Origin of the sequence: Nonomuraea sp. NPDC005650 (assembly GCF_040605375.1) — a bacterium.
Lineage (GTDB): Bacteria > Actinomycetota > Actinomycetes > Streptosporangiales > Streptosporangiaceae > Nonomuraea.
The window spans coordinates 247,863-268,352 of the sequence record NZ_JBEXCR010000013.1 but is presented as its reverse complement, the minus strand read 5'-3'; the positions used below and the strand labels follow the sequence as shown (position 1 = coordinate 268,352).

At 72.3% G+C, this 20,490-nt stretch carries 7 protein-coding genes and 1 pseudogene; 5 read left to right on the top strand and 3 right to left on the bottom strand.

Annotated features, from left to right (window positions below; translation table 11 throughout):
- Positions 1-60 precede the first annotated feature (60 nt).
- From ABZS69_RS23905 to ABZS69_RS23885, 5 genes and pseudogenes are all read left to right on the top strand, one after another.
- Entirely contained in the window at positions 61-3,591 is a 3,531-nt protein-coding gene (locus ABZS69_RS23905; protein ID WP_355376293.1) for an alpha-N-acetylglucosaminidase TIM-barrel domain-containing protein, read from the top strand.
- Between the two features lie 88 nt (positions 3,592-3,679).
- Positions 3,680-3,910, top strand: a complete 231-nt coding sequence (locus tag ABZS69_RS23900; RefSeq protein ID WP_355376291.1) for a hypothetical protein — start codon at positions 3,680-3,682, stop codon at positions 3,908-3,910.
- A gap of 129 nt (positions 3,911-4,039) precedes the next feature.
- Positions 4,040-4,246, top strand: a pseudogene (locus ABZS69_RS23895) (hypothetical protein); the annotation flags it as partial.
- Between the two features lie 184 nt (positions 4,247-4,430).
- Positions 4,431-6,218 (top strand): cellulase family glycosylhydrolase, encoded by a 1,788-nt coding sequence (locus ABZS69_RS23890; protein WP_355376288.1) that lies wholly within the window; start codon positions 4,431-4,433, stop codon positions 6,216-6,218.
- Between the two features lie 268 nt (positions 6,219-6,486).
- A complete protein-coding gene (locus tag ABZS69_RS23885) occupies positions 6,487-7,575 on the top strand; it encodes a cellulose binding domain-containing protein (protein WP_355376285.1) in 1,089 nt (362 codons plus the stop codon).
- A 7-nt stretch (positions 7,576-7,582) separates the two neighbouring features.
- On the opposite strand, the gene ABZS69_RS23880 is transcribed toward ABZS69_RS23885, so the two are convergent.
- Genes ABZS69_RS23880 through ABZS69_RS23870 form a run of 3 tightly spaced genes read right to left on the bottom strand, consistent with a single transcriptional unit; the run spans position 7,583 to position 20,484 of the window.
- Entirely contained in the window at positions 7,583-7,795 is a 213-nt protein-coding gene (locus tag ABZS69_RS23880; protein WP_355376283.1) for an MbtH family protein, read from the bottom strand.
- Between the two features lie 28 nt (positions 7,796-7,823).
- Positions 7,824-9,515, bottom strand: coding sequence for an ABC transporter ATP-binding protein (locus ABZS69_RS23875; RefSeq protein WP_355376280.1), 1,692 nt, complete (start codon positions 9,513-9,515; stop codon positions 7,824-7,826).
- The gene (locus ABZS69_RS23870) at positions 9,502-20,484 is read right to left on the bottom strand and encodes an amino acid adenylation domain-containing protein (RefSeq protein ID WP_355376277.1); all 10,983 of its coding nucleotides are present in this window, start codon (positions 20,482-20,484) and stop codon (positions 9,502-9,504) included. Before ABZS69_RS23870 ends, ABZS69_RS23875 begins: the two co-directional genes overlap by 14 nt.
- Positions 20,485-20,490: the final 6 nt, after the last annotated feature.

The following is a 20,490-nucleotide window of genomic DNA, read 5'->3' as shown; positions in this document are numbered from 1 at the left end:
TTACGAAAAGTCTTTACATAATAATAGGCCCCTTACCCACCCCCCGGAGGTGGCCGCCCCATGACCCGTCCCCGCGAACCCCAGAGCCGCCGCGCGCGACGGTGGCGACCGCGCCTGACGGCGCTCGCCGTCGTGCTCACGCTGCTCGCCGCCCCGTTCATCTCCCAGCCCGGGGCGGCGGCCGGCACGCTCGCACCGCCGGAGCCCGCCGGTCCGGCGGCCCAGGCCCTGGAGCGGCTGATCGGGACGTCGCGCGCCAGGCAGGTCACGCTGCGCGCGATCGACAAGGGCACCGGCCGCGACCGGTTCCAGGTGTACGCCGAGAACGGCCGCCTCGTCGTCTCCGGCACGACGCCCGCGGTCCAGCTGACCGGCTTCGGCTATTACCTGCGGCAGGTGGCGCACGCCGACATCTCGATCAACGGCTCCCAGGTCGACCTGCCCCAGCGCCTCCCCTTGCCTGCGGCCCCCATCGCCAAGGACTCCTCGGTGGACCACCGCTTCGCCCTCAACGACACCAACCAGGGCTATGCGGGGGCGTATCTGAGCTGGACGGAGTGGCAGCGGCGGATCGACGTCCTCGCGCTGCACGGCATCAACGAGGTGCTCGTCTACGAGGGTCAGGAGGCGGTCTACCAGCGCACCTTCATGGAGTTCGGCTACTCCGACCAGCAGATGCGCGAGTGGATCCCGCAGCCGGGCCACCAGTCGTGGTGGCTGCTGCAGAACATGTGCTGCACCGACAGCCCGATCTCCCAGCAGCTCATCGACCGGCGGATCGAGCTCGGCCGCAGGATGGCCGACCGGCTGCGCTCGCTGGGCATGGTCCCCGTGCTGCCCGGCTACTTCGGCACCGTGCCGACCGACTTCAAGGCCCGCAACCCGGGAGCCAACACGGTCCCGCAGGGCACCTGGAACCAGCTCGAACGCCCCCACTGGCTCGACCCGACGGATCCGGTCTTCACACGCGTCGCGGCCACGTTCTACCGGGTGCAGACCGAACTGTTCGGCGCCAGCACGATGTACAAGATGGACCTGCTGCACGAGGGCGGCACGGCGGGCACGGTCGACGTCGCGCAGGCGTCACAGGCGGTGCAGCGGGCGTTGAACGCCGCCCACCCCGACGCGCTCTGGACCATCCTGGGCTGGCAGAGCAACCCGCTGCCGGCGACGCTGCGGGCCATCGACCGGACGAAGATGTTCATCGTCGACGGCATCAGCGAGGAGGCCGGCACCACCGACCGGGACAGGGACTTCCTCGGCACCGGGTACGCGTTCGGCACCATCTGGAACTTCGGCGGGCACTTCAACCTCGGCGCGAGGCTGACGGTGTGGAACGAGAAGTTCCACGCCTGGCGCGCCAAGCCCGGCACGGCCATGAACGGCATCGCGCTGATGCCGGAGGCCATCGACAACAACCCGGCCGCGGTCGCGTTCTTCGCCGACCTGCCCTGGCAGGACGGCCCGGTCGACATGCGGCAGTGGTTCGCCGACTACGCCACCGCCCGGTACGGCGGCGCGGACCCGCACGCCGAAGCGGCCTGGCGGATCCTCCTCGACACCGTCTACAGCTGGCCGGCCGGCGCCGACTCCAGGCACGTCACCGGCCTGTACGACGACCAGCCCGGCCTGGCGAACACCGGCTTCCCGCTGCAGTACGACATCGCCACCTTCGACAAGGCGCTCGACGAGCTGCTCCAGGTCGACCGGCGCCTGCGCGGCTCCGGAGCTTACCGCTACGACCTGGTCGACGTCGCACGGCAGGTGCTGGCCAACCACAGCCGGCTGCAACTGCCCGAGATCCGCGCCGCCTACCACGCCAAGGATCTCGACCGCTTCAAGCGCCTCACCGGCCAGTGGCTGGACCAGCTCCGGCTGATGGACCGGCTGCTGGGCACCGACGAGAACTTCCTGCTCGGGGCCTGGCAGCAGGAGGCCCGACGGCAGGCCGCGACTCCGGCCGAGGCGGCGACCCTCGACTACAACCTCAAGTCGCTGGTCACGCTCTGGGCCGACGGCGCCCGGCTGCAGGACTACGCCCGCAGGGAGATGAACGGACTCGTCGGGCAGTACTACGCCAAGCGGTGGCAGCTGTTCTTCGACAGCCTGGAGAGCGCGCTGCGCTCGGGCAAGGACTACCCCGAGCCGATCGACTGGATGGCCGTCGCCAAGGACTGGTCCAAGGCCGGCACCAGGCTCGCCGCCGAGCCGCGCGGCGACGCCTACGACGAGGCGAGCAGAGTGGCCGCGCTGCCCGACGGCGCGGTGACCGTCGCGACCGACCGCAAGGGCGTCAAGCCGAGCGGGACCGTGCAGGTCACCGCCGTGTTCGCCAACGACAACGCGCTGCGGCCCACCGGCCGGGCGGCGCTCCGGCTCGACGCCCCGCGCGGATACCGGGTGCGGGCGACCTCGCCTGCCCGCGCCGACCGCGTGGCCCCGGGTGACCAGCTCACCGTGACGTGGGAGGTGACCGTGCCCGCCGGCGAGACCCCTGGCGGCACCCCGGCGCTGGACGTCACCGCCTCCTGGCGATCCGGCGACGCCTCCCGGGAGGACACGGCCCAGGCCCGCCTGCTGATCGCCGGAGCCGCGCCCGCGTCGTACCGGACGATGAGCAACACGACGGCCGAGTTCGCTCCCACCGGCGACGGGATCGCGATCGCCGCGGGCGGCGCGGACCTCTGGCGGGAGACCAACGAGCTGGCCGTCGCCTATCGCGCCGACGCCCTGGCCGACGGGCAGCAGCTCGTGAGCACGGTGCTGCGCCAGGACGGCTCCTCGGAGTGGACCAGGTCCGGGCTGGTGGTGAGCGACGACCTGGCCACCCCGGGGGCCGCCGGCTACGCGAACATCGCCGTCACCCCCGGTCACGGCTGCGTCTTCAGCTGGGATTCCGACGGTGACGGGCAGCTCGACTCGTACAACGAGGTGGGCGGGTTCACGCCGCCCGTACGCGTGCGCATCGGCAGGTCCGGCGACCGGCTCACCGGCTCCTGCGGCGGTGACGGCGGGAACTGGGCGGTGATCGGGTCGGCGGCCGTCCCGGGCGGCGGCGCCGCGCTCGACGTCGGCCTGTTCGTCAGCGCGGCCAACCGCCACACCGGCCAGGAGGCCGTCGCCGTCCTGACCGATCCCGCACCGGCCCCGTCGACCGCGCGCGACAGCGCGCAGGACACGCTGCAGAGCCTCCGCAAGCCGGTCACCGCGCTGAGCTGGGAGCAGGGCCGGGGCCCCGAGTACGCGAACGACGGCAACCGGGCCAACTCGCCGTACTTCGCCAGCCAGCTGACCTGGGACACCACCTGGTGGCAGGTCGACCTGGGGGCGGTCAACGACGTCTCACGCGTCAACGTGCGCAACTACGTCGGGGGCGGGCGCTACTACGAGTACCGGCTGGAGGGCAGCCTCGACGGCTCCACCTGGTACACGCTGGGCGGCCGCCGCGGCCCCCGGGCCGCGACCGACGCAGGGGACACGATGACCACCGAGGCGAAGGCCCGCTACGTCCGGGTGGTCGGCACGCACAACACCGCCAACCTGTCGTTCCATCTCACCGAGGTCAGCGTGTACGGCACGCCGGTGAAATGACCGGCATTCGGCCGTTGACAGGATTCGCGGAACGGCGAGAATGAAGTTCGCCTTGATCAGAAAAGCCGGTCGCCCTGGAGGAAACTTCGTGAGAATCAAGCAGGGGATTATCGCGGCGACGTTAATCGCCGGCACGCTCGCCGTCGGCTCGACCCCAGCTCACGCCATTCCGCCGCCTCCGCCGGGGGGCGACAACCTCACCGTACTCAGCTACTACGACGGGGAGACGCTCATCGGGCAGCGCTGGTTCGGGTGCAGTCAGCCGGGCCAATGGGGGATTCTCGAGGGCGTCCTGAAAATTTCCTTCGTGCCCTGCTGAACGAATGGTAATTCACAGCTGAAAGTCAGAAAGGTCAAAGGAAGGGAGTAACTCGCGGACGGCCCGCCCGGCGCGTCCGCGAGTCGGCCCTGAGTCGCAGCGGAGGAGGACGGGCCGCGCTTCCGCGTCGCCGGCGTGACCAAGAGCATGGTCGCCACGATCGCCCTGCAGTCGGTCCAGGAGGGCGGGCTGAGCCTGGACGAGCCGATCGGCAAGCGGCTGCCCCGGCCCGGGCGGGGCCGCTGCTCCTACTCCAACACCGGGCTGCCGGCGCAGCTGCGCACCGGCGTCGCCCCCCGATCTTCCCCCACTACGGGCTCGGGCGGCCCGCGCTGACGGGAGCCGGGGAGGCCCGGGGTGAAAGTTTCAGCTGCGTTCGGCGCCTTGTTCAAGGTGGACGCGGCTGCCCCGGCTCCCGGCGCCGGCGGGTTCTTGCGCATCGGACCGGTCAGGCAGATCGTTTGGGAGCGCTCCCATTCAGGCGGCTGCTGACTCTCGATCTCGTCACGGAGAACCCCAAATGACTGTCCACCGGAACTTGTGGCGCAGAGCCTCGACGGCAGCGGCCGCCGTGCTGCTCGCCGGATTCGGGCTCGCCACCGTGCGGACGCCCGCCGACGCCGCCGTGTCGTGTTCGGCCACCTACACCAAGAGCTGGGACAACGGCAGCGCCTTCGGCGCCAACATCAACGTCGTCAACACCGGCGACCCGTTGACCAAGTGGTCGTTGAGCTTCGACTTCCCCGACAACCAGGTGATCACCCAGATGTGGGAGGGCGTGCCGACCCCGGCCACGCCCACCCCGGCGGGTGCGGCCGTCACCGTCAACCCGACCACCTACAACGCCGCCAAGGCCACCGGCGCGACGTGGACCGTCGGCTTCAACGGCACCTACACCGGCGGCGCGAACAACCCGCCGCCCAGCGTCTCGTGCGTCGGCAACGGCAACGGAGGCCCGCAGCAGCAGGCCCTGGTGATCTCTCCGACCAGCGTGAACGTGCCCGAGGGCGGGACCGCCGGCTACACGGTCCGCCTGCAGTCCCAGCCGTCCGGCAACGTGACGGTCACCAGCACCGCGGGCACCGGCGACAGCGACATCACCGTGAGCGCCGGCGCGAGCCTGACCTTCACCACCGCCAACTGGAACACCGCGCAGACCGTGACGCTCCGCGCCGCGCAGGACACCGACAGGGTGAACGGCACCCGGCCCATCAGCGTCGCCTCCTCCGGCCTGACCACCGTCACGGTCAACGCCACCGAGACCGATGACGACGACGGCACCAACCTCCCGGCGCCGGCTCTGCACGTCTCCGGGAACAAGCTGGTCGCCGGCAACGGCAACACCTACCGGCTGCTGGGCGTCAACCGGGCCAGCGGCGAGTTCGCCTGCGTGCAGGGCAAGGGCATGTGGGACAGCGGCCCGGTGGACAAGGCCTCGATCGACGCCATGAAGGCGTGGAACATCCACGCGGTCCGGATCCCGCTGAACGAGGAGTGCTGGGTCGGCACCAACGGCTCGCCCAGCGGCGCCACGTACCAGCAGAACGTGAAGGACTACGTGAACCTGCTGGTTAACAACGGCGTCACGCCGATCGTGGAGATGCACTGGAACTACGGCCAGTACACCGGCCAGGGCGCCGGCTGCTCCGACACCACGGCGACCTGCCAGAAGCCGATGCCCGACGCGCAGTACGCGCCCACGTTCTGGACCGGCGTCGCCAACGCGTTCAAGGGCAACAACGCGGTCATCTTCGACCTGTTCAACGAGCCCTACCCGGACGCCGCCGCGAACTGGAACGCCACCGCCGGCTGGACCTGCTGGCGCGACGGCGGCACCTGCACCGGCATCGGCTACCAGGTGGCCGGCATGCAGTCGCTGGTCAACGCCGTGCGCGCCACCGGCGCCACCAACGTGATCATGCTCGGCGGCCTGGCCTGGTCCAACGACCTGAGCCAGTGGCTGACCTACAAGCCGACCGACCCGGCCGGCAACCTCATGGCCGCCTGGCACACCTACAACTTCAACACCTGTTCCAACGTCTCCTGCTGGAACAGCCAGGTCGGCGCCGTGGCCGCGCAGGTGCCCGTGCACGCCGGCGAGATCGGCCAGAACTCCTGCGCTCACGACTACATCGACCAGGTGATGGCCTGGGCCGACGCGCACGGCGTCGGATACACGGCCTGGACCTGGAACCCGTGGGGCTGCGGCCAGGGCAACGTCCTCATCACCGACTACAACGGCACCCCCACCAGCACGTACGGCGAGGGCTTCAAGGCACACCTGCTCACCCAGAACCCGTACTCTTGAACTCCTCTCCACCGGTTAACAGTGGAGATTCTTCCCGTCACCCTCAAGTGCGGGGGTTCGCGCTTCACCGACCCGGGCAACCCCGAGTCTCCACGCGCTGTCACCGCCGTTCCGGCGGCCTAGCTGTACCGACAAGGACACGATCTCCCGATGGGCTTGGCTATCGCCTTCCCGTTCGATCACTCGAACCATACCCACAGTGGCCGAGAGAGTGCAAGACGTTACGGTCAAAGGCACGCTCGGGCCGCCCTCACACGGGGAGTCACCGATGCTTCGCCGGTCCCACCTCTACGCCCTCCTGACCGCGTTCCTCCTGGCGGTCACCCTCGGGGCCGCCCTGCCCGCGACGTCGGCGGCGGCGGCCGTCCGCATCATGCCGCTCGGCGACTCCATCACCGCCGGCCCCGGCTGCTGGCGCGCCATGCTCTGGCACCAGCTCCAGACCGCCGGATACGCCGGCATCGACTTCGTCGGCAGCGATCCCGACGGCGGCTGCAACTACGGGTACTCCTACGACGGCGACAACGAGGGCCACGGCGGCTACTCCGCCACCGGCATCGCCGACCAGAACCAGTTGCCGCCGTGGCTGGCCGCGGCCAGGCCCGACATCGTGCTCATGCACCTGGGCACCAACGACATGTGGGGCGGCTTCATCCCCACCTCGGCCGTGCTGGCCGCGTACACGAAGCTGGTCGGCCAGATGCGGGCGAGCAACCCCAACATGAAGATCGTCGTGGCGCAGATCATCCCCATGAATCCGTCCGGCTGCACCACCTGCGCGGCCAGCGTGACGGCGCTCGACAACGCGATCCCGGGCTGGGCCGCCGGCCTGACGACCGCGCAGTCGCCCATAGTCGTCGTCGACCAGTGGACCGGCTTCGACCCGGCCACGGACACCGGCGACGGGGTGCACCCCAACGACACCGGCTTCCGGAAGATGGCCGACCGCTGGTTCCCGCCCCTCGCGCGGGTGCTCGACGGCGTGATCCCGCCGACCTCGCCCAGCCCCACGCCCAGCCCCACGCCGACCCCGACCGTGCCTCCCGGCGACGGCCTGTGCACCGCCGCCTACCGGGTGATCTCCCAGTGGGGCGGCGCCTTCCAGGCCGAGGTCACGGTGAAGAACACCTCCTCGCGCGCGGCCTCCGCCTGGACGACGACCCTCACCTTCGCCGACGGCCAGCAGACCCGTGAGTCATGGAACACCGTGCTCACCCAGAACGGCGCCACCGTCACGGCACGCAACGCCGCATACAACGGCGGCCTGCCGGTCGGCGCGTCCACCACGTTCGGCTTCATCGCGAGCTGGAACAACGCGGCCAACATGCCGCCCCAGGTGAGCTGCGTGCTCGGCTGAGCCCCGGTCAGCCGTCCACGGTCTCGGCCAGGGACCGCGGGCGCAGGTCGGTCCAGTGGCTCTCGATGTAGTCCAGGCAAGCGGCGCGGGTGTTCTCGGCGAAGGCGACGGTCCAGCCGCCGGGGACCTGCGCGAACGAGGGCCACAGGGAGTGCTGGTTCTCGGTGTTGACCAGGACCAGGAAGCGGCCGTCCGCGTCGTCGAACGGGTTGGTGGTCATGCTCGATCCCTTCTGGGTTGTCTTGACGTCACCGGGCCACGGCCAGGCGGTAGGTCTCGTCGGAGGTGAGGAGGTTGCGGTGGGTGTCCTCCGCGGTGATGACGCCGCCGTCCAGGACGAGGACCCGGTCGGCGGCGTCCAGCAGGGCCGGGCTGCTGGTGATCACGATGGTGGTGCGGTCGCGGCGCAGCTCCGAGAGGTTGCGCGCGATGAGCTGTTCGGTGACCGCGTCCACGGCCGTCGTCGGGTCGTGCAGGACGAGGATGTCGGCGTCGGCGGCCAGGGCGCGGGCCAGTGACAGCCGCTGGCGCTGCCCGCCGGACAGGTTGGCGCCGCGGTCGCGCACGCCGTAGTCGAGCCCCTCGTGGTGGAGGGCGACGACGTCGATCAGCATGGACGCCTCCACGGCCTCGGCGACCATGCGGCCGGCGCCCGCCGGGTCGATGTTCGTGCGCAGGGTGCCCGCGAAGATCTCCCCGTCGTACGGGTTCACCAGCAGGTGCTCGCGGACCGCCTCGATCGACAGGTCCGCCAGCTCCCGCCCGCTGACCCGCACCACGCCCTCGTACGTGCCGGGCGGGACGTGCACGGCCAGGATCGACGCCAGATCGGCCGCCGCGCGCGGCTGGTAGGCGGCGATCGCCACGAACTCGCCCGCGGGCACGTGGAACTTCAGCTCGCGCAGGGACCCGTACCGGACGCTGTCGACCTCGAGGTCCCCGCCCGCGGAGGGGCGCTCCGGCCCCGGGGTCATCACGGGCGGCGCGGCCAGCACCAGCGCCATCCGCTCGGCCGACGCGCGCGCGATCATCACGTACTTGGGCATCTCGGAGAACAGCTTGAGCGGCTCCATGATGAACTGCGCCAGCCCCACGGCCATGACGAGCTGCCCGATGGTGATCTGGCCGGTGAACGCCAGCCCACCCGCCATCAGGGTGACGGCGGTGGCGAGGATCGCGTTGAGCGCCTGCGCGGTGCCGGCGTACGCGCCGTTCACCTTGGCGACGGTGATCGCCTGGCTCTTGGCCTCCGTGCTGACCTTCCGGTAGGACAGGAACGCCGCGTGGTTGCCGCCGAAGCCGTGCAGCGGCCGCAGGCCGGTGATCAGGTCGGCGACCTTCGCGCCCGCCCGCGCGACCCGGGCCTGCTGCTCGCGGGTGCCGGTGCCGATGCGCCTGGACAGCACGCTCAGGATCGACAGGATCGCGACGGTTCCCACGATCACCAGCACGCCGAGCCAGACGCTGGCCATGCCCAGCGTGACCGCGGTGATCAGCACCGCGACCATCGAGCTGATCAGCAGCGGCACCACCTCGATGATGTCGGCGGTCTGGTCGGCGTCCTCGGTGGCGATGGTCAGGACCTCGCCGGACTTGAGGTCGACGTCCCTGGCCACCGGCTGCAGGCCGCAGGCCGCGACCCGCACCCGCCAGCGGTGCGCCTCGGTCGTGTTGGCCTTCTGCAGGATGCGCATCCCGAACCGCCACGACATCGACACGGTCGTGATGATCACGGCCAGCGCGGCGATCGACCAGGCGAGGGCGCCGAGGCTGCGCTCCTGCATCGTGTGCTCGACGATCAGGCCGAGTGCGATGGGGAAGGCGGTCTCGCCGGCCTGGTACATGCCCATGAGGACGGTGCCCCAGGCCATGGCGCCCGCGTTGCGCCGCAGCGCGGTCCGCAGGATGCCGGACCCCGTGTGCTGGTCAGGAGTTGTCATCGAGGTGCCGGGCAATCGCTTCGGGGGTCCGCAGGGTGAACAGGTCGCGTACGGTGATCACGGGGCCGTACTCGCGGCGGAGCAGCCCGATCAGCCGCACCGCCAGCATGGAGTGCCCGCCGAGGGACATGAAGTCGCTCACCGCGCTGACCTCGTCGTCGTCGAGGTCCAGCGCCTCGGCGAAGAGCTCGCACACCACGGTCTCGGTCTCGGTCGCCGGGCCGCGCTCGGCCGCCGTGGTCAGCGCGCCCAGCGGCCTGGCCTCCGGCAGCGCCTTGGCGTCGGCCTTCCCGTTCACCGTCAGCGGGATGGCGTCGACCTGGGCGTAGTGCGTGGGCCGCAGGTAGTCCGGCAGCCCGGCGCCCACCTCGGCGGCGACCGCCGCCAGGTCGGAGCCGCCCAGCACGAGGTAGGCGGCCAGCCGGTACGCGCCGTCGACCTGTGGATCCGGCTGGGCGACCGCGGCGGCGAACCGCACCGCCGGGTGCGCCTCGAACGCGGCCTCGACCTCGCCCAGCTCGACCCGGTGTCCCCGGATCTTGACCTGCTGGTCGGTGCGGCCCAGGTACATCAGGTTCCCGTCGGGCCGCCGGAGCACGAGGTCCCCGGTGCGGTACATGCGTTCGCCGGGCTCGCCGAACGGGCACGCGACGAACCGGTGCGCGCTCTGGGCGCTCTGCCCGAGGTAGCCGCGCGCGATGCCGATGCCCGACACGTACAGCTCGCCGGGCACGCCGTCCGGCACCGGCCGCAGCCACGGGTCCAGCACGTACACGTCGGTGTTGTCGATCGCCACGCCCACCACCGGGTCCTGGCACTCGAAGGTGCCGACGCCGAGGGTGTTGATCGTGTACTCGGTGGGGCCGTACAGGTTGTAGCCGACCGTCCCCTCGGTCGAGGCGAGGCGGTGCCACAACGCCGGGGTGACCGCCTCGCCGCCCAGCAGCACCAGAGCGGGCCGCCGCGCGGGGTCGTCGAGCAGCCCCTCTGCGACGAGCTGCTGCGCGTAGGTGGGGGTCACGTTGATGACGTCGATCCCGTGTTCGAGGCAGTACTCGACCAGCCGGGGCGCGTCGCGCCGCAGCTCCTCGTCGCAGATGTGCACCTCGTGGCCGTCGGCCAGCCACAGGAGCTCCTCCCACGACATGTCGAACGCGAACGACACGGTGTGCGCGATCCGGAAGACCCGGTGCCCGTGCTCCGCAAGCACCGGCTCGAAGATCCGGCGCTGGTGGTTGATCAGCATGTTGGTGAGCCCCGCGTACTCGGTCACCACGCCCTTGGGCTTCCCGGTCGATCCGGAGGTGTAGATGGTGTACGCGGGGTGCCGCAGGCGGTGCGGGTCGTCCGGCGCGAACGTCGTGAACGGCTCGGCCTCGGGCAGGGGGCGGTCCAGCTCGATCAGGTCGCCGGTCAGCCGGGGGGAGACCGCGCTCACGGTGAGGATCACGTCCGGGCGGGCGTCCGCCACGATCGCGGCGATCCGCTCGTCCGGGTGGTCCAGCTCCAGCGGCACATACGCGGCGCCGGCGCGCAGCACGGCGAACAGCGCCACGATCGAGTCGAGAGAGCGCGGGATCGCCAGGCCCACGGTCTTCTCGGGGCCGATGCCGCGCCGGGCGAGCACCCCGGCCACCGCGCGGCTGCGCTCCCTGAGCTGGGCGAACGTCATGGTCCTGCCGTGGGCCACGAGCGCGACCCGCTCCGGGCCGCGCTCCGCCGCCTGGTCGAACCGGTCGACCACGGTGTCCGTGCCGACGTCCGTACGCCCGGCCGGCTCGGGTTCAGGACCCAGGCCCGGCAGCGCGCCCACCGGCCCGCTCGCGCGGGCCAGGTCGTCGAGCACGCGCAGGTAGTCGCCCAGGAGGCGACCGGCGCGCTCCGCGTCGCCGTCGCGGTACTCCAGCTTGACCGTGAGCCGGTCGCCGGGGGTGACGACCCAGGTGAACGGGTAGTGCGTGGAGTCGTCGGCCCGCACGCCGGTGATGCCGTGCCTGGCGTTCATGGCGGCGAAGGCGTCCATGTCCAGGAAGTTCTGGAGCACGAACAGGTTGTCGAACAGGGTGTCGTGCCCGCTGGCCCGCTGGATCTCGCCGAGCCCGAGGTGCTCGTGCTCCATCGCCGCGACCCTGGCCGCCTGCACGCCGGACAGGTAGCCGCGGACGGTGTCGTCCGGCCGGGCCCGCGTCCACATGGGCACGGTGTTGAGCAGCACGCCGACGATGCCGGACAGGCCCTCGCCCTCGCGGCCGGAGACGGTCATGCCGAACACGGCGTCGCTCCTGCCGGTGTGCGCGCCCAGGAGCAGGCCGAACGCGCCGGTCAGCACCGAGTTCAGCGTGACGCCGTGCGTCCTGGCCGCCTCCCGCAGCAGCTGCGACTGCTCGGCGGACAGCGTGCGTACGAGGGCGGGCGGCAGAGTGTCGGGAAGCGACGGCGACGGCCCGGCCAGCAGCGTCGGGCCGGGGAGGCCGGTCAGGTGCTCCGCCCAGAAGCGCTCCGACGCGGACGGGTCCCTCGCGTCGAGCGCCCGCGCGTAGTCCTCGAAGCTCGGCGTGGCCGGGGAAGGGTCCAGCGGCTGGCCCGCGACGACGGCCTGATAGGCGTCGAACAGGTCCCGCAGCACGATCTCGCGCGACCAGCCGTCCCACAGCATCAGGTGGTAGCTCAGCAGCAGGCCGTCGCGCTCGCCGGGCAGGCGCACCACGGTCAGCCGGATCAGCGGCGGCTCGCCTGGGTCGAAGCCCGTGTCGCGGTCCCGGGCGCGCAGGGCCTCGACCGCAGTGTCCGATTCAGCGCTTGTCGACAGGACGACCGTGCGGACCTCGACCCGCCGGCCCGCCGCGAAGACCTGGACCGGGTTGCCGCCGTCGTCGGTGGTGAATCCGGCGCCCACGACCGGGTGCCGGGCGATCACGTACGCCATCGCCTCGGCCAGGGCGCCGGTGTCCAGGCGCCGGTCGAAGGTGAAGTAGTTCTGGGCGACGTAATGTCCGGCCGAGCCCGCCAGCTGGGCCTGGAAGAACAGGCCCCGCTGGAGCGGGGTCACCGGCGCCGTCCACTCGGCCGTCGCGCAGGCGTCCGCGATCCGCTCCACAGCGCGCCGCCAGTGCTCGGCCAGCTCGTCGGGGATGCCCTCGGCGAGGGTGAAGGCCGCGCGCAGGCTTCCGGTGGCCGCGTCGATCCAGGCGTTGACCTCGACGGCGTACGGGCTGCCCGGGTCGCCGCCGGCGATGTGTAGCGCTTGGGATTCGCTGCCCCGGCCCAGGTAGTTGAACAGCACCTGCGGGCGGGCGGTCAGCAGCGGTGCCGTCTGCGGGTTGAGGTATCTGAGCTGGCCGTAGGCGACGTGCCCGCGCTCGTCCGGCTGGCGTTCGGCGAGCTCGCGCGCCGCCGCGACCGGGTCGGTGTGCGCGGTGAGCCGTACGGGGGCGATGGAGGTGAACCAGCCGACCGTACGGGTGTAGTCGTGGTGTTCGAGCACCGGGACCCGGCCGTGCCGCTCCAGCTCGATCGCGAGATCGGTAGGGGACGGCTGGACGCATGTCAGAGCGGTCCGCAGCGCGCCGCACAGCAGCTCGGTGAGGCCGACGCCGAGCGTGGCGGGCGCGGTACGCGTCACACGGGCGGTCACGTCGGGCGCGACCTCGACCGTGAGCTCGCGCAGCCCCCCGACCGCAGGCAGCAGCGCGGGCGCTTCCAGCGTGGTGACCCAGTGCTCGATGCCGTCGATCACCTGGGCGGACCGGGCCGCCAGCGCGTCGGCGTACTCGGCGTAGGACGTGGTCGGCGGCGTCAGGGCCGCCCCGTGCAGGGCGGCGGCCAGGTCGTCCAGCAGGACCAGCCAGGACACCGAGTCCACGGCCAGGTGGTGCACGGTGACCACCAAGGTCCGGCTCGCCGCCAGCCACGAGAACGTGATCATCTCACCGGACTCGGGGTTGAGCCGTCCGGCGGCCTCGTTCGCCACGGCCGTCGCGTCGGTCGCGTCCGTCAGGGCTACGGCCACCTCGCGGGCGGGCTCGGTGCGCAGCGCCCAGACGCCGTGCTCGACGCGCAGCCGCAGCCGGAGGGCCGGGTGCGCGGCCACGACGGCGTTCGCGGCGCGCCCGGCGTCGGCGAACCCGGTCCCTTCAGGTGCCACCAGTGCCCTGGCCTGGGCGAACCGGGCGAGAGAGCCGCCCAGCCCCCGCTGGCGCAGGATGATCGGCGTCGGCGTCAGCGGGCCGTCCTCGCGGGCCGCGGGCACGGACTCCACGGCCTGGGGCGCGCGCGTCCCCAGGTGCTCCGCGAGTGCGCGCGGCGTCCTGAACAGGAACACGTCCCGTGGGGCGATCGGCAGGCCGAGCGCCCTGGCCCGGTTGACCACGGTGATGGCGACGATGCTGTCGCCTCCGGCCCTGAAGAAGTCGGTGTCGCCGTCCACCTCGCAGCCGGGCAGCTGGTCGGCGAAGACGCCGACCAGCGCGGCGAGGGTGGAGTCGCTCACGAGCACCGGTGCGCCGTCCAGCGCGGGTCCCTCATTCAGGGCCTGCTCGCTCAGGGCCTCGCGGTCCAGCTTGCCGTTGACCGTCAGCGGCAGCGCGCCGACCCGCAGCACCCGGCCCGGCACCATGTGCACGGGCAGCTTCGCCGACAGCAGGCCGGTGACGTCGTCGGGCACCCGGCCCACCACGTGCGCGACCAGGTGGTCGCCGCTGCCGGCCACGGTCACGGCGGCGTCGACCACGCCGTCGAGCTCCCTGATCGCGGACTCCACCTCGCCCAGCTCGATCCGGAACCCCTTGAGCTGCACCTGGTCGTCGGCCCGCCCGGCGAACTCCAGCTCGCCGTCGAGCGTGCGGCGGGCGAGGTCGCCCGTGTGGTACATGCGGGAGCCGTCGCCCGCGAACGGGTTCGCCACGAACCGGCTCGCGGTCAGCCCCGGCCTGCCCAGGTAGCCGAGCGACACCTGGTCGCCGGCGACGTAGATGGCGCCCACCCGGCCCGGCGGCACCGGCCGGAGCCGGTCGTCGAGCAGGTAGGTGACCAGGCCGGGGATCGGGCCGCCGATCGGGCTGACGTCGCCGCCGACGGCGAAGTCCTCGTCGGTCAGCACCCGGTGCGTGACGTGGACGGTGGTCTCGGTGATGCCGTACATGTTGACCAGCTCGGGCGAGCCGGTGCCGTGCCGCTCGACCCAGCCGCGCAGCCGCCCGAGATCCAGCGCCTCGCCGCCGAAGATGATCCGGCGCAGCGCGCCGACCGGCTCACCGGCGTGCCGGTCGGCCTCGATGAACTGGTAGAACGCCGACGGGGTCTGGTTGAGCACGGTCACTCCGCGCTCGCGGACCAGCCGGTGGAAGTCGACCGGGGAGCGGGTCAGCCCGTACTCCGGCACCAGCAGCTCACCGCCGTACGCCAGTGCGCCCCACAGCTCCCACACCGCGAAGTCGAAGGAGTAGGAGTGGAACTGCACCCACACGTCCCGCGGGCCGAAGCCCATGTCGGGCTGGGTGTTCGCGAGCAGCGTCACCACGCTGGAGTGCGGGACGACGACGCCCTTGGGCCTGCCGGTCGATCCGGAGGTGTAGATCACGTACGCCGGGTCGTGCCGGCCGACCTCGGGCGCGGTGCCGTCCAGCGGCAGCTCGTCCCCCTGCGTGAGCACGCGGGCCGCCAGACCCGCCCTGGCCGACAGCTCCGTGAAACGGTCCCGGTGTTCGCGGTCCACGAGGACGACCTGCGGGGCGGCGTCCGCGAGGATGTACTCCAGCCGCTCGTCCGGGTACGCCAGATCCAGCGGCACGTACGCGCCGCCCGCGGTGACGATCGCGACCAGGGCGACGACCTGCTCAAGGGAGCGCGGGACGGCGACCGCGACCCGTTTGCCCGGCCCGACCCCGGCCGCGCGCAGCGCCGCGGCCAGCTCGTTCTTCGCCGCCGCCAGCTCGCCGTAGGTCAGCGACCGGGTGCCGCCGTCGAGAGCGCACTGGGTGACGGCGGTGGCGGCCGGGTCGCGGCTCGCGGCGGCGTCGAACAGCTCGCCCAAGGTCGCGGAGGTGACCTGAGCAGGTGACCGGGCGCCGCGGGGCACCAGGTCGTCCGGCCGGGTGAGCAGACCGGTCAGGGCCCGGGTGAACGCGCGCAGGATCGCCCGGGCGCGCGGCTCGCCCAGCAGCTCGCCGTCGTAGATCAGGTTGAAGCGCGGACGGCCGTCGAGCGCGCGCTGCTGTGTTGAATGGTCGCGCTCACTGGGCCTTCGCTGGTCACGCGAGCTACCGCTCTCAGGCCCGAACGTTCGCCGCTCCACCACCAGCGTCAGCGGGTAGTGCGGGGCGCCCTCGTTCACGATGCCGGCGACGGCGAACTCGTCGCCGGGCCGCCGCAGCCCCTCCACGTCGGTCGCCACGTCGAACACCACCAGGGTGTCGAACAGGGCACCGCCGCCGGCCTGGCGGCCGATCCTGGTCAGGGAGACATGCTGGTGCGGCAGCACCGCGCTCTGGTGGTCCCGCACCGAGGCGAGCAGCTCGCGCGCCGTGGTGCCGGCGTCCCAACGGGCGCGTACGGGGATCGTGTTGATGAGCAGGCCCACCATGTCCTTCACGCCGGGCACGTCCGCGTCCCGCCCGGACACCGTGGAGCCGAACACGACGTCCTCACCCTGCAGGATGCCTCCCAGCGTCACCGCCCACGCGCTGTGCACGGCCACGCTCAGCGGCACACCCGCCGCACGGGCGGCCGCGTCGACGTCGTCGTCCGGCTCCACGGCGGTCTCGGCGAACCGGCCGGACGGTGCGTGCCCCTCGGCGACCAGCGAAGGGCCCGGCAGACCGGCGAGCTGATCGCGCCACACCCGGTCGCTCTCGTCGCCGTCGCGGGCGGCCAGCCATCGCACGTAGTCGGGGAAGCCGCCCTGCGAGTACGCGGTCCACGGCGCGTGATACTCGGTCAGCAGCGCGCGCAGCATCGGGGGCACCGACCAGCCGTCGGCGATGATGTGGTGCACGGTCTGCACCAGGACGTTCCGGCCAGGGCCCGTGCGGATGAGGGTGTAGCGCATCAGCGGGCCGGTGGCCAGGTCGAACCCGGCGCGGCGGTCCCGTTCGGCGTAGTCGCGGATCTCGTCCTCGGTGACGCCGGGGCGTTCCAGCGTGGTGAACGGCGCCTCCACGCCGCTGTTCAGCACCGAGACCACGCGGCCGTCGGCGAGGGCCACGAACCGCGCGGCCAGGTTCGGGTACAGCTCCAGCAGCCGGGTGGCCGCCGCCGCGAGCCGGTCGGCGTCCACCTCACCGTCCAGCGTCATGATCTGCTGCTCGACGTAGCTGCCCGCCGAGTCGTCGTCGAAGACCGAGTGGAAGTACAGGCCCTCCTGCAGCGGGGTGAGCGGCAGGATGTCCCGCAGCGCCGGGCCGTCCAGGGCGTCGACGTCGGCCTGCGTGAGGGCCACCGCGGCGAAGTCGCTGGGGGAGTGGCCGCCCCGGTCGAGCGCGGCCAGCCCGGCCAGCCCGCCCAGGGCGGCCCGGTAGTGCTCGCCGATCGTCGCGACGTCCTCGTCGCCGAGCACCCCGTCCGGCCACGAGATGGTGGTGAGCAGCTCGTATGCGCCGGTCGCGCCGGGTTCGGCGATCGCGTTGAACTCCAGGACGCGCGGCAGGCGCATCCGCGGGTCGCGCCGCTCGCCCAGCTGCCCCGTGGCGCCCGCGAGCTGCCAGTCCCCGTTCGCGCCCGCGTCGAAGCGGCCCAGGTAGTTGAACAGCACCTGCGGGGCGGGCGCGGCGAACCCGGTGCCGCCCAGGTACCGCAGGACGCCGTAGGACAGGCCGTTGCTCGGCACCCGGGCGAGGTCCTCCTTGACCGCCTTGAGCGCCGCGGACAGGTAGTCGGGGCTGGTGAAGTCGGCCGTCGCGCCGGGGTCCACGGTCACCGGGAACAGCGTGGTGAACCAGCCCACGGTCCGCGACAGGTCCGGCTCGTAGCCGGCCGCGCCCGCCACGAACCGTCCCTCGCGGCCGTGACCCTCGAGCTCGATGTGCGCGAACGTCTGATCCTGCCCGAGATCGCGGCGCCACCGGGCGAGGGCGACGGCGAGCGCGGTCAGCAGCACGTCGTTGACGCCCGCGTGGAAGCGCGCGGGGAGCTCGCCCAGCAGCGCGGCCGTGACCTCGGGGTCGACCGAGACGGACCTGACCCTCTCACGTGCGACGACGTCGGACTCGGACAGCGGACGCCGGCCCAGCGGCCCGTCCGCCCCCGGCAGCGGCCGCTGGAAGTAGCCGCGGTCCGCGTCGAACGCCGCCCGCTCCAGCAGCCGCGTCCAGTGCCGGAACGACGTGCCCACCGGGGGCAGCTCGACCGGCGCGCCCGCGGCGAGCTGCCGCCAGGCCGTGGCCAGGTCGTCCATGAGGATGCGCCAGGACACGCCGTCGATCACCACGTGGTGGGCGACCAGGACCAGTTGCCGCGCCTCGGGCCGCCAGACGGCGCGCAGCATCACGCCGTTGTCCGGGTCCAGCCCGCCGGCGGCGAGCTCGACGCACTCGTCGAGCGGACGGTCGCTCGTCTGCCAGTCCGCGGCGGCCCGGCCGGCCTCCGGGATGTCGAAGCCCCAGCGGTCGCCGCGCACCAGCCTGGCGCGCAGCATGTCGTGCCGCCCGGCCAGGGCGGCGAGCAGCTCGCCGAGGGCGTCGGCGGTCAGGTCCGCCGGGGTGTTCAGCACCACCGACTGCACGAAGCCGTCGACCGCGTCCGTGCTCTCGCCGAGCCACCGCACGATGGGCGCCCCCGCGATGGGACCGGTCGCGACGTCCCCGCGGTCCACGGCCGGGACGTCCGCACGGCTTGCCGCCGCCGCCAGCGCCCCCACGTTGCGGCTGGCGAAGATCTGCGTCGCCGTGACGTGCAGGCCCGCGTCGCGCAGCGCGCTCAGCAGCGAGATCGCCAGGATGCTGTCCCCGCCCAGCCGGAAGAAGTTCTGGTCGACGCCGACCTCGTCCAGCCGCAGCACCGACGCGACCGCCGCGCACACGAGGCGCTCGTCGTCCGTGGCCGGCGGGACGATCGTGCCCGTCTCGATCGCCGGCTCCGGCAGCGCGCCCCGATCCAGCTTGCCGTTGGCGGTGAGCGGGAACTCCTTCATCACGACGACGTGCGCGGGCACCATGTACTCGACCATGTGCTCGGCGGCCCACGCCTTGACCTCGTCCGCCCGCAGGTCCCCGCTCCCGGCCACCGGGATCACGTAGCCCACCAGGTAGGTGCCGCCCGCCGCGTTCTTCTTCGCGACGACGCAGGTGTGCCGGACCCGGGGGTGCTCGGCGAGGCCCACCTCGACGTCCTCGATCTCCAGCCGCATGCCGCGGATCTTGATCTGGTTGTCGGCCCGGCCGAGGAAGTCCAGCGACCCGTCCGGGGCGAACCGCGCCAGGTCGCCGGTCCGGTACAGGCGGGATCCGTCCGCGGCGAACGGGTTGGCCACGAACCGGGCCGCCGTCAGGCCGGGCGCGTTGACGTACCCGCGGCCCAGGAGGAAGCCGCCCACGTACAGCTCGCCGCCGACGCCGACCGGGACCGGGCGCAGCTCGTCGTCCAGCACGTACAGCTCGGTGTTGGGGTTGGCCTTGCCGATCGAGGTCGACAGGCGCTCGGCCGCGCCCCGGTAGATGACGTGCGAGACCCCGATCGTCGTCTCGGCCGGGCCGTAGCCGTGGTACATGGGGATGTCGAGCCGGGTGCGGAACCGCTCGTACAGCTCCGGGGTCAGCACCTCGCCGCCGCACCACACGTGCCGCAGGCTGTCCAGGCTTCCCGAGTCGCCCTCGATCTCCAGCAGCACGTCCAGCATCGAAGACACCAGGTACGTGAAGGTGACGCGCTGCTCGGCGATCACGCTCAGCAGGTGGTGCGGGTCGCGTTCGCCGCCGGGCCGCAGCACCACCAGCCGGCCGCCGCACACCAGCGGCAGAAAGATCTCGTTGATGGAGATGTCGAACGACAGCGGCGCCTTGAACAGCGACGCGTCGTCGTGGCCGAAGCCCAGGATCTCCCTGCTCTGCCACAGCAGGCGCTCGCTGATCGCCTCGTGCCGGATCATCGCGCCCTTGGGCCGCCCGGTCGACCCGGACGTGAAGATCACGTAGGCCAGGGCGGGGCCGGGGACGGCGACCTCGGTGTCATCGGTGGGACACGACCTGAACCGCCAGTCGCCGAGGTCGATCGCCACGGCTTCCGGCTCGCCCGCGTCGTGCTCGCCGGAGCCGTTGAGCTGCACCACGACCCCGGCGTCGGCGATGACGACCGCCCGGCGCGCGGCGGGCCACTGCGGATCGAGCGGCACGAACGCGCACCCCGCCTGGAGCACGCCCAGCAGGCCGATCACCATCTCGGCGGAGCGGCCCAGCGAGATGCCGACGATCTGCTCGGCGGTGAGCCCGCGGCCGAGCAGGTGGTGGGCCAGCTGGTTGGACAGCTCGGCCGCCTCGCGGTAGGTCAGCGACCGCCGCCCGTCGACGATGGCGACGGCGTCCGGCCTGGTCCGGGCCTGCTCGCGGAACATCTCCACGATCGTCGGGCGGACCCGGTCGGCCCTGGTGTCGTTCCACCCGGCCAGGGCCGCGAGCCGCGCCGCCACGCTGGACGGGCCGATGGTGCCGATGGGCCGATCGGGGAAGTCGGCCAGGTCGTCCAGCGCGAGCTGCGCGTCGTCCGGCACGACGCCTTCGGGGACGGTGATGCTCCGGCCGTCCGCGCCGACCTCCCAGCCGCCGACCCCGTCCCCGCCGTTGTCGGCCCATCCGAGGACGTCGGCGAACAGGGTGCCGGAGGTGAGGTCGAGGCTGTCGGGGCTCTGGCCCGTCGCCCAGTAGGCCAGCCCGATGGCGCACGCCCTGGCGATGGTCGCGTCGGAGTACTCGCCGGTCCGCCGGCGCACGTCGGCCAGGCGGGCGGGAGAAAGCAGTACGAGACGAGTGCTCGGTTCCGTCATCGAAGA

Excerpts from the sequence above, each read along its gene's own strand:
- ABZS69_RS23870 (WP_355376277.1), bottom strand. The coding sequence starts at position 20,484 with ATGACGGAACCGAGCACTCGTCTCGTACTGCTTTCTCCCGCCCGCCTG.
- ABZS69_RS23880 (WP_355376283.1), bottom strand. The coding sequence starts at position 7,795 with ATGACCACCAACCCGTTCGACGACGCGGACGGCCGCTTCCTGGTCCTG.
- ABZS69_RS23905 (WP_355376293.1), top strand. The coding sequence starts at position 61 with ATGACCCGTCCCCGCGAACCCCAGAGCCGCCGCGCGCGACGGTGGCGA.
- ABZS69_RS23890 (WP_355376288.1), top strand. The coding sequence starts at position 4,431 with ATGACTGTCCACCGGAACTTGTGGCGCAGAGCCTCGACGGCAGCGGCC.
- ABZS69_RS23875 (WP_355376280.1), bottom strand. The coding sequence starts at position 9,515 with ATGACAACTCCTGACCAGCACACGGGGTCCGGCATCCTGCGGACCGCG.
- ABZS69_RS23885 (WP_355376285.1), top strand. The coding sequence starts at position 6,487 with ATGCTTCGCCGGTCCCACCTCTACGCCCTCCTGACCGCGTTCCTCCTG.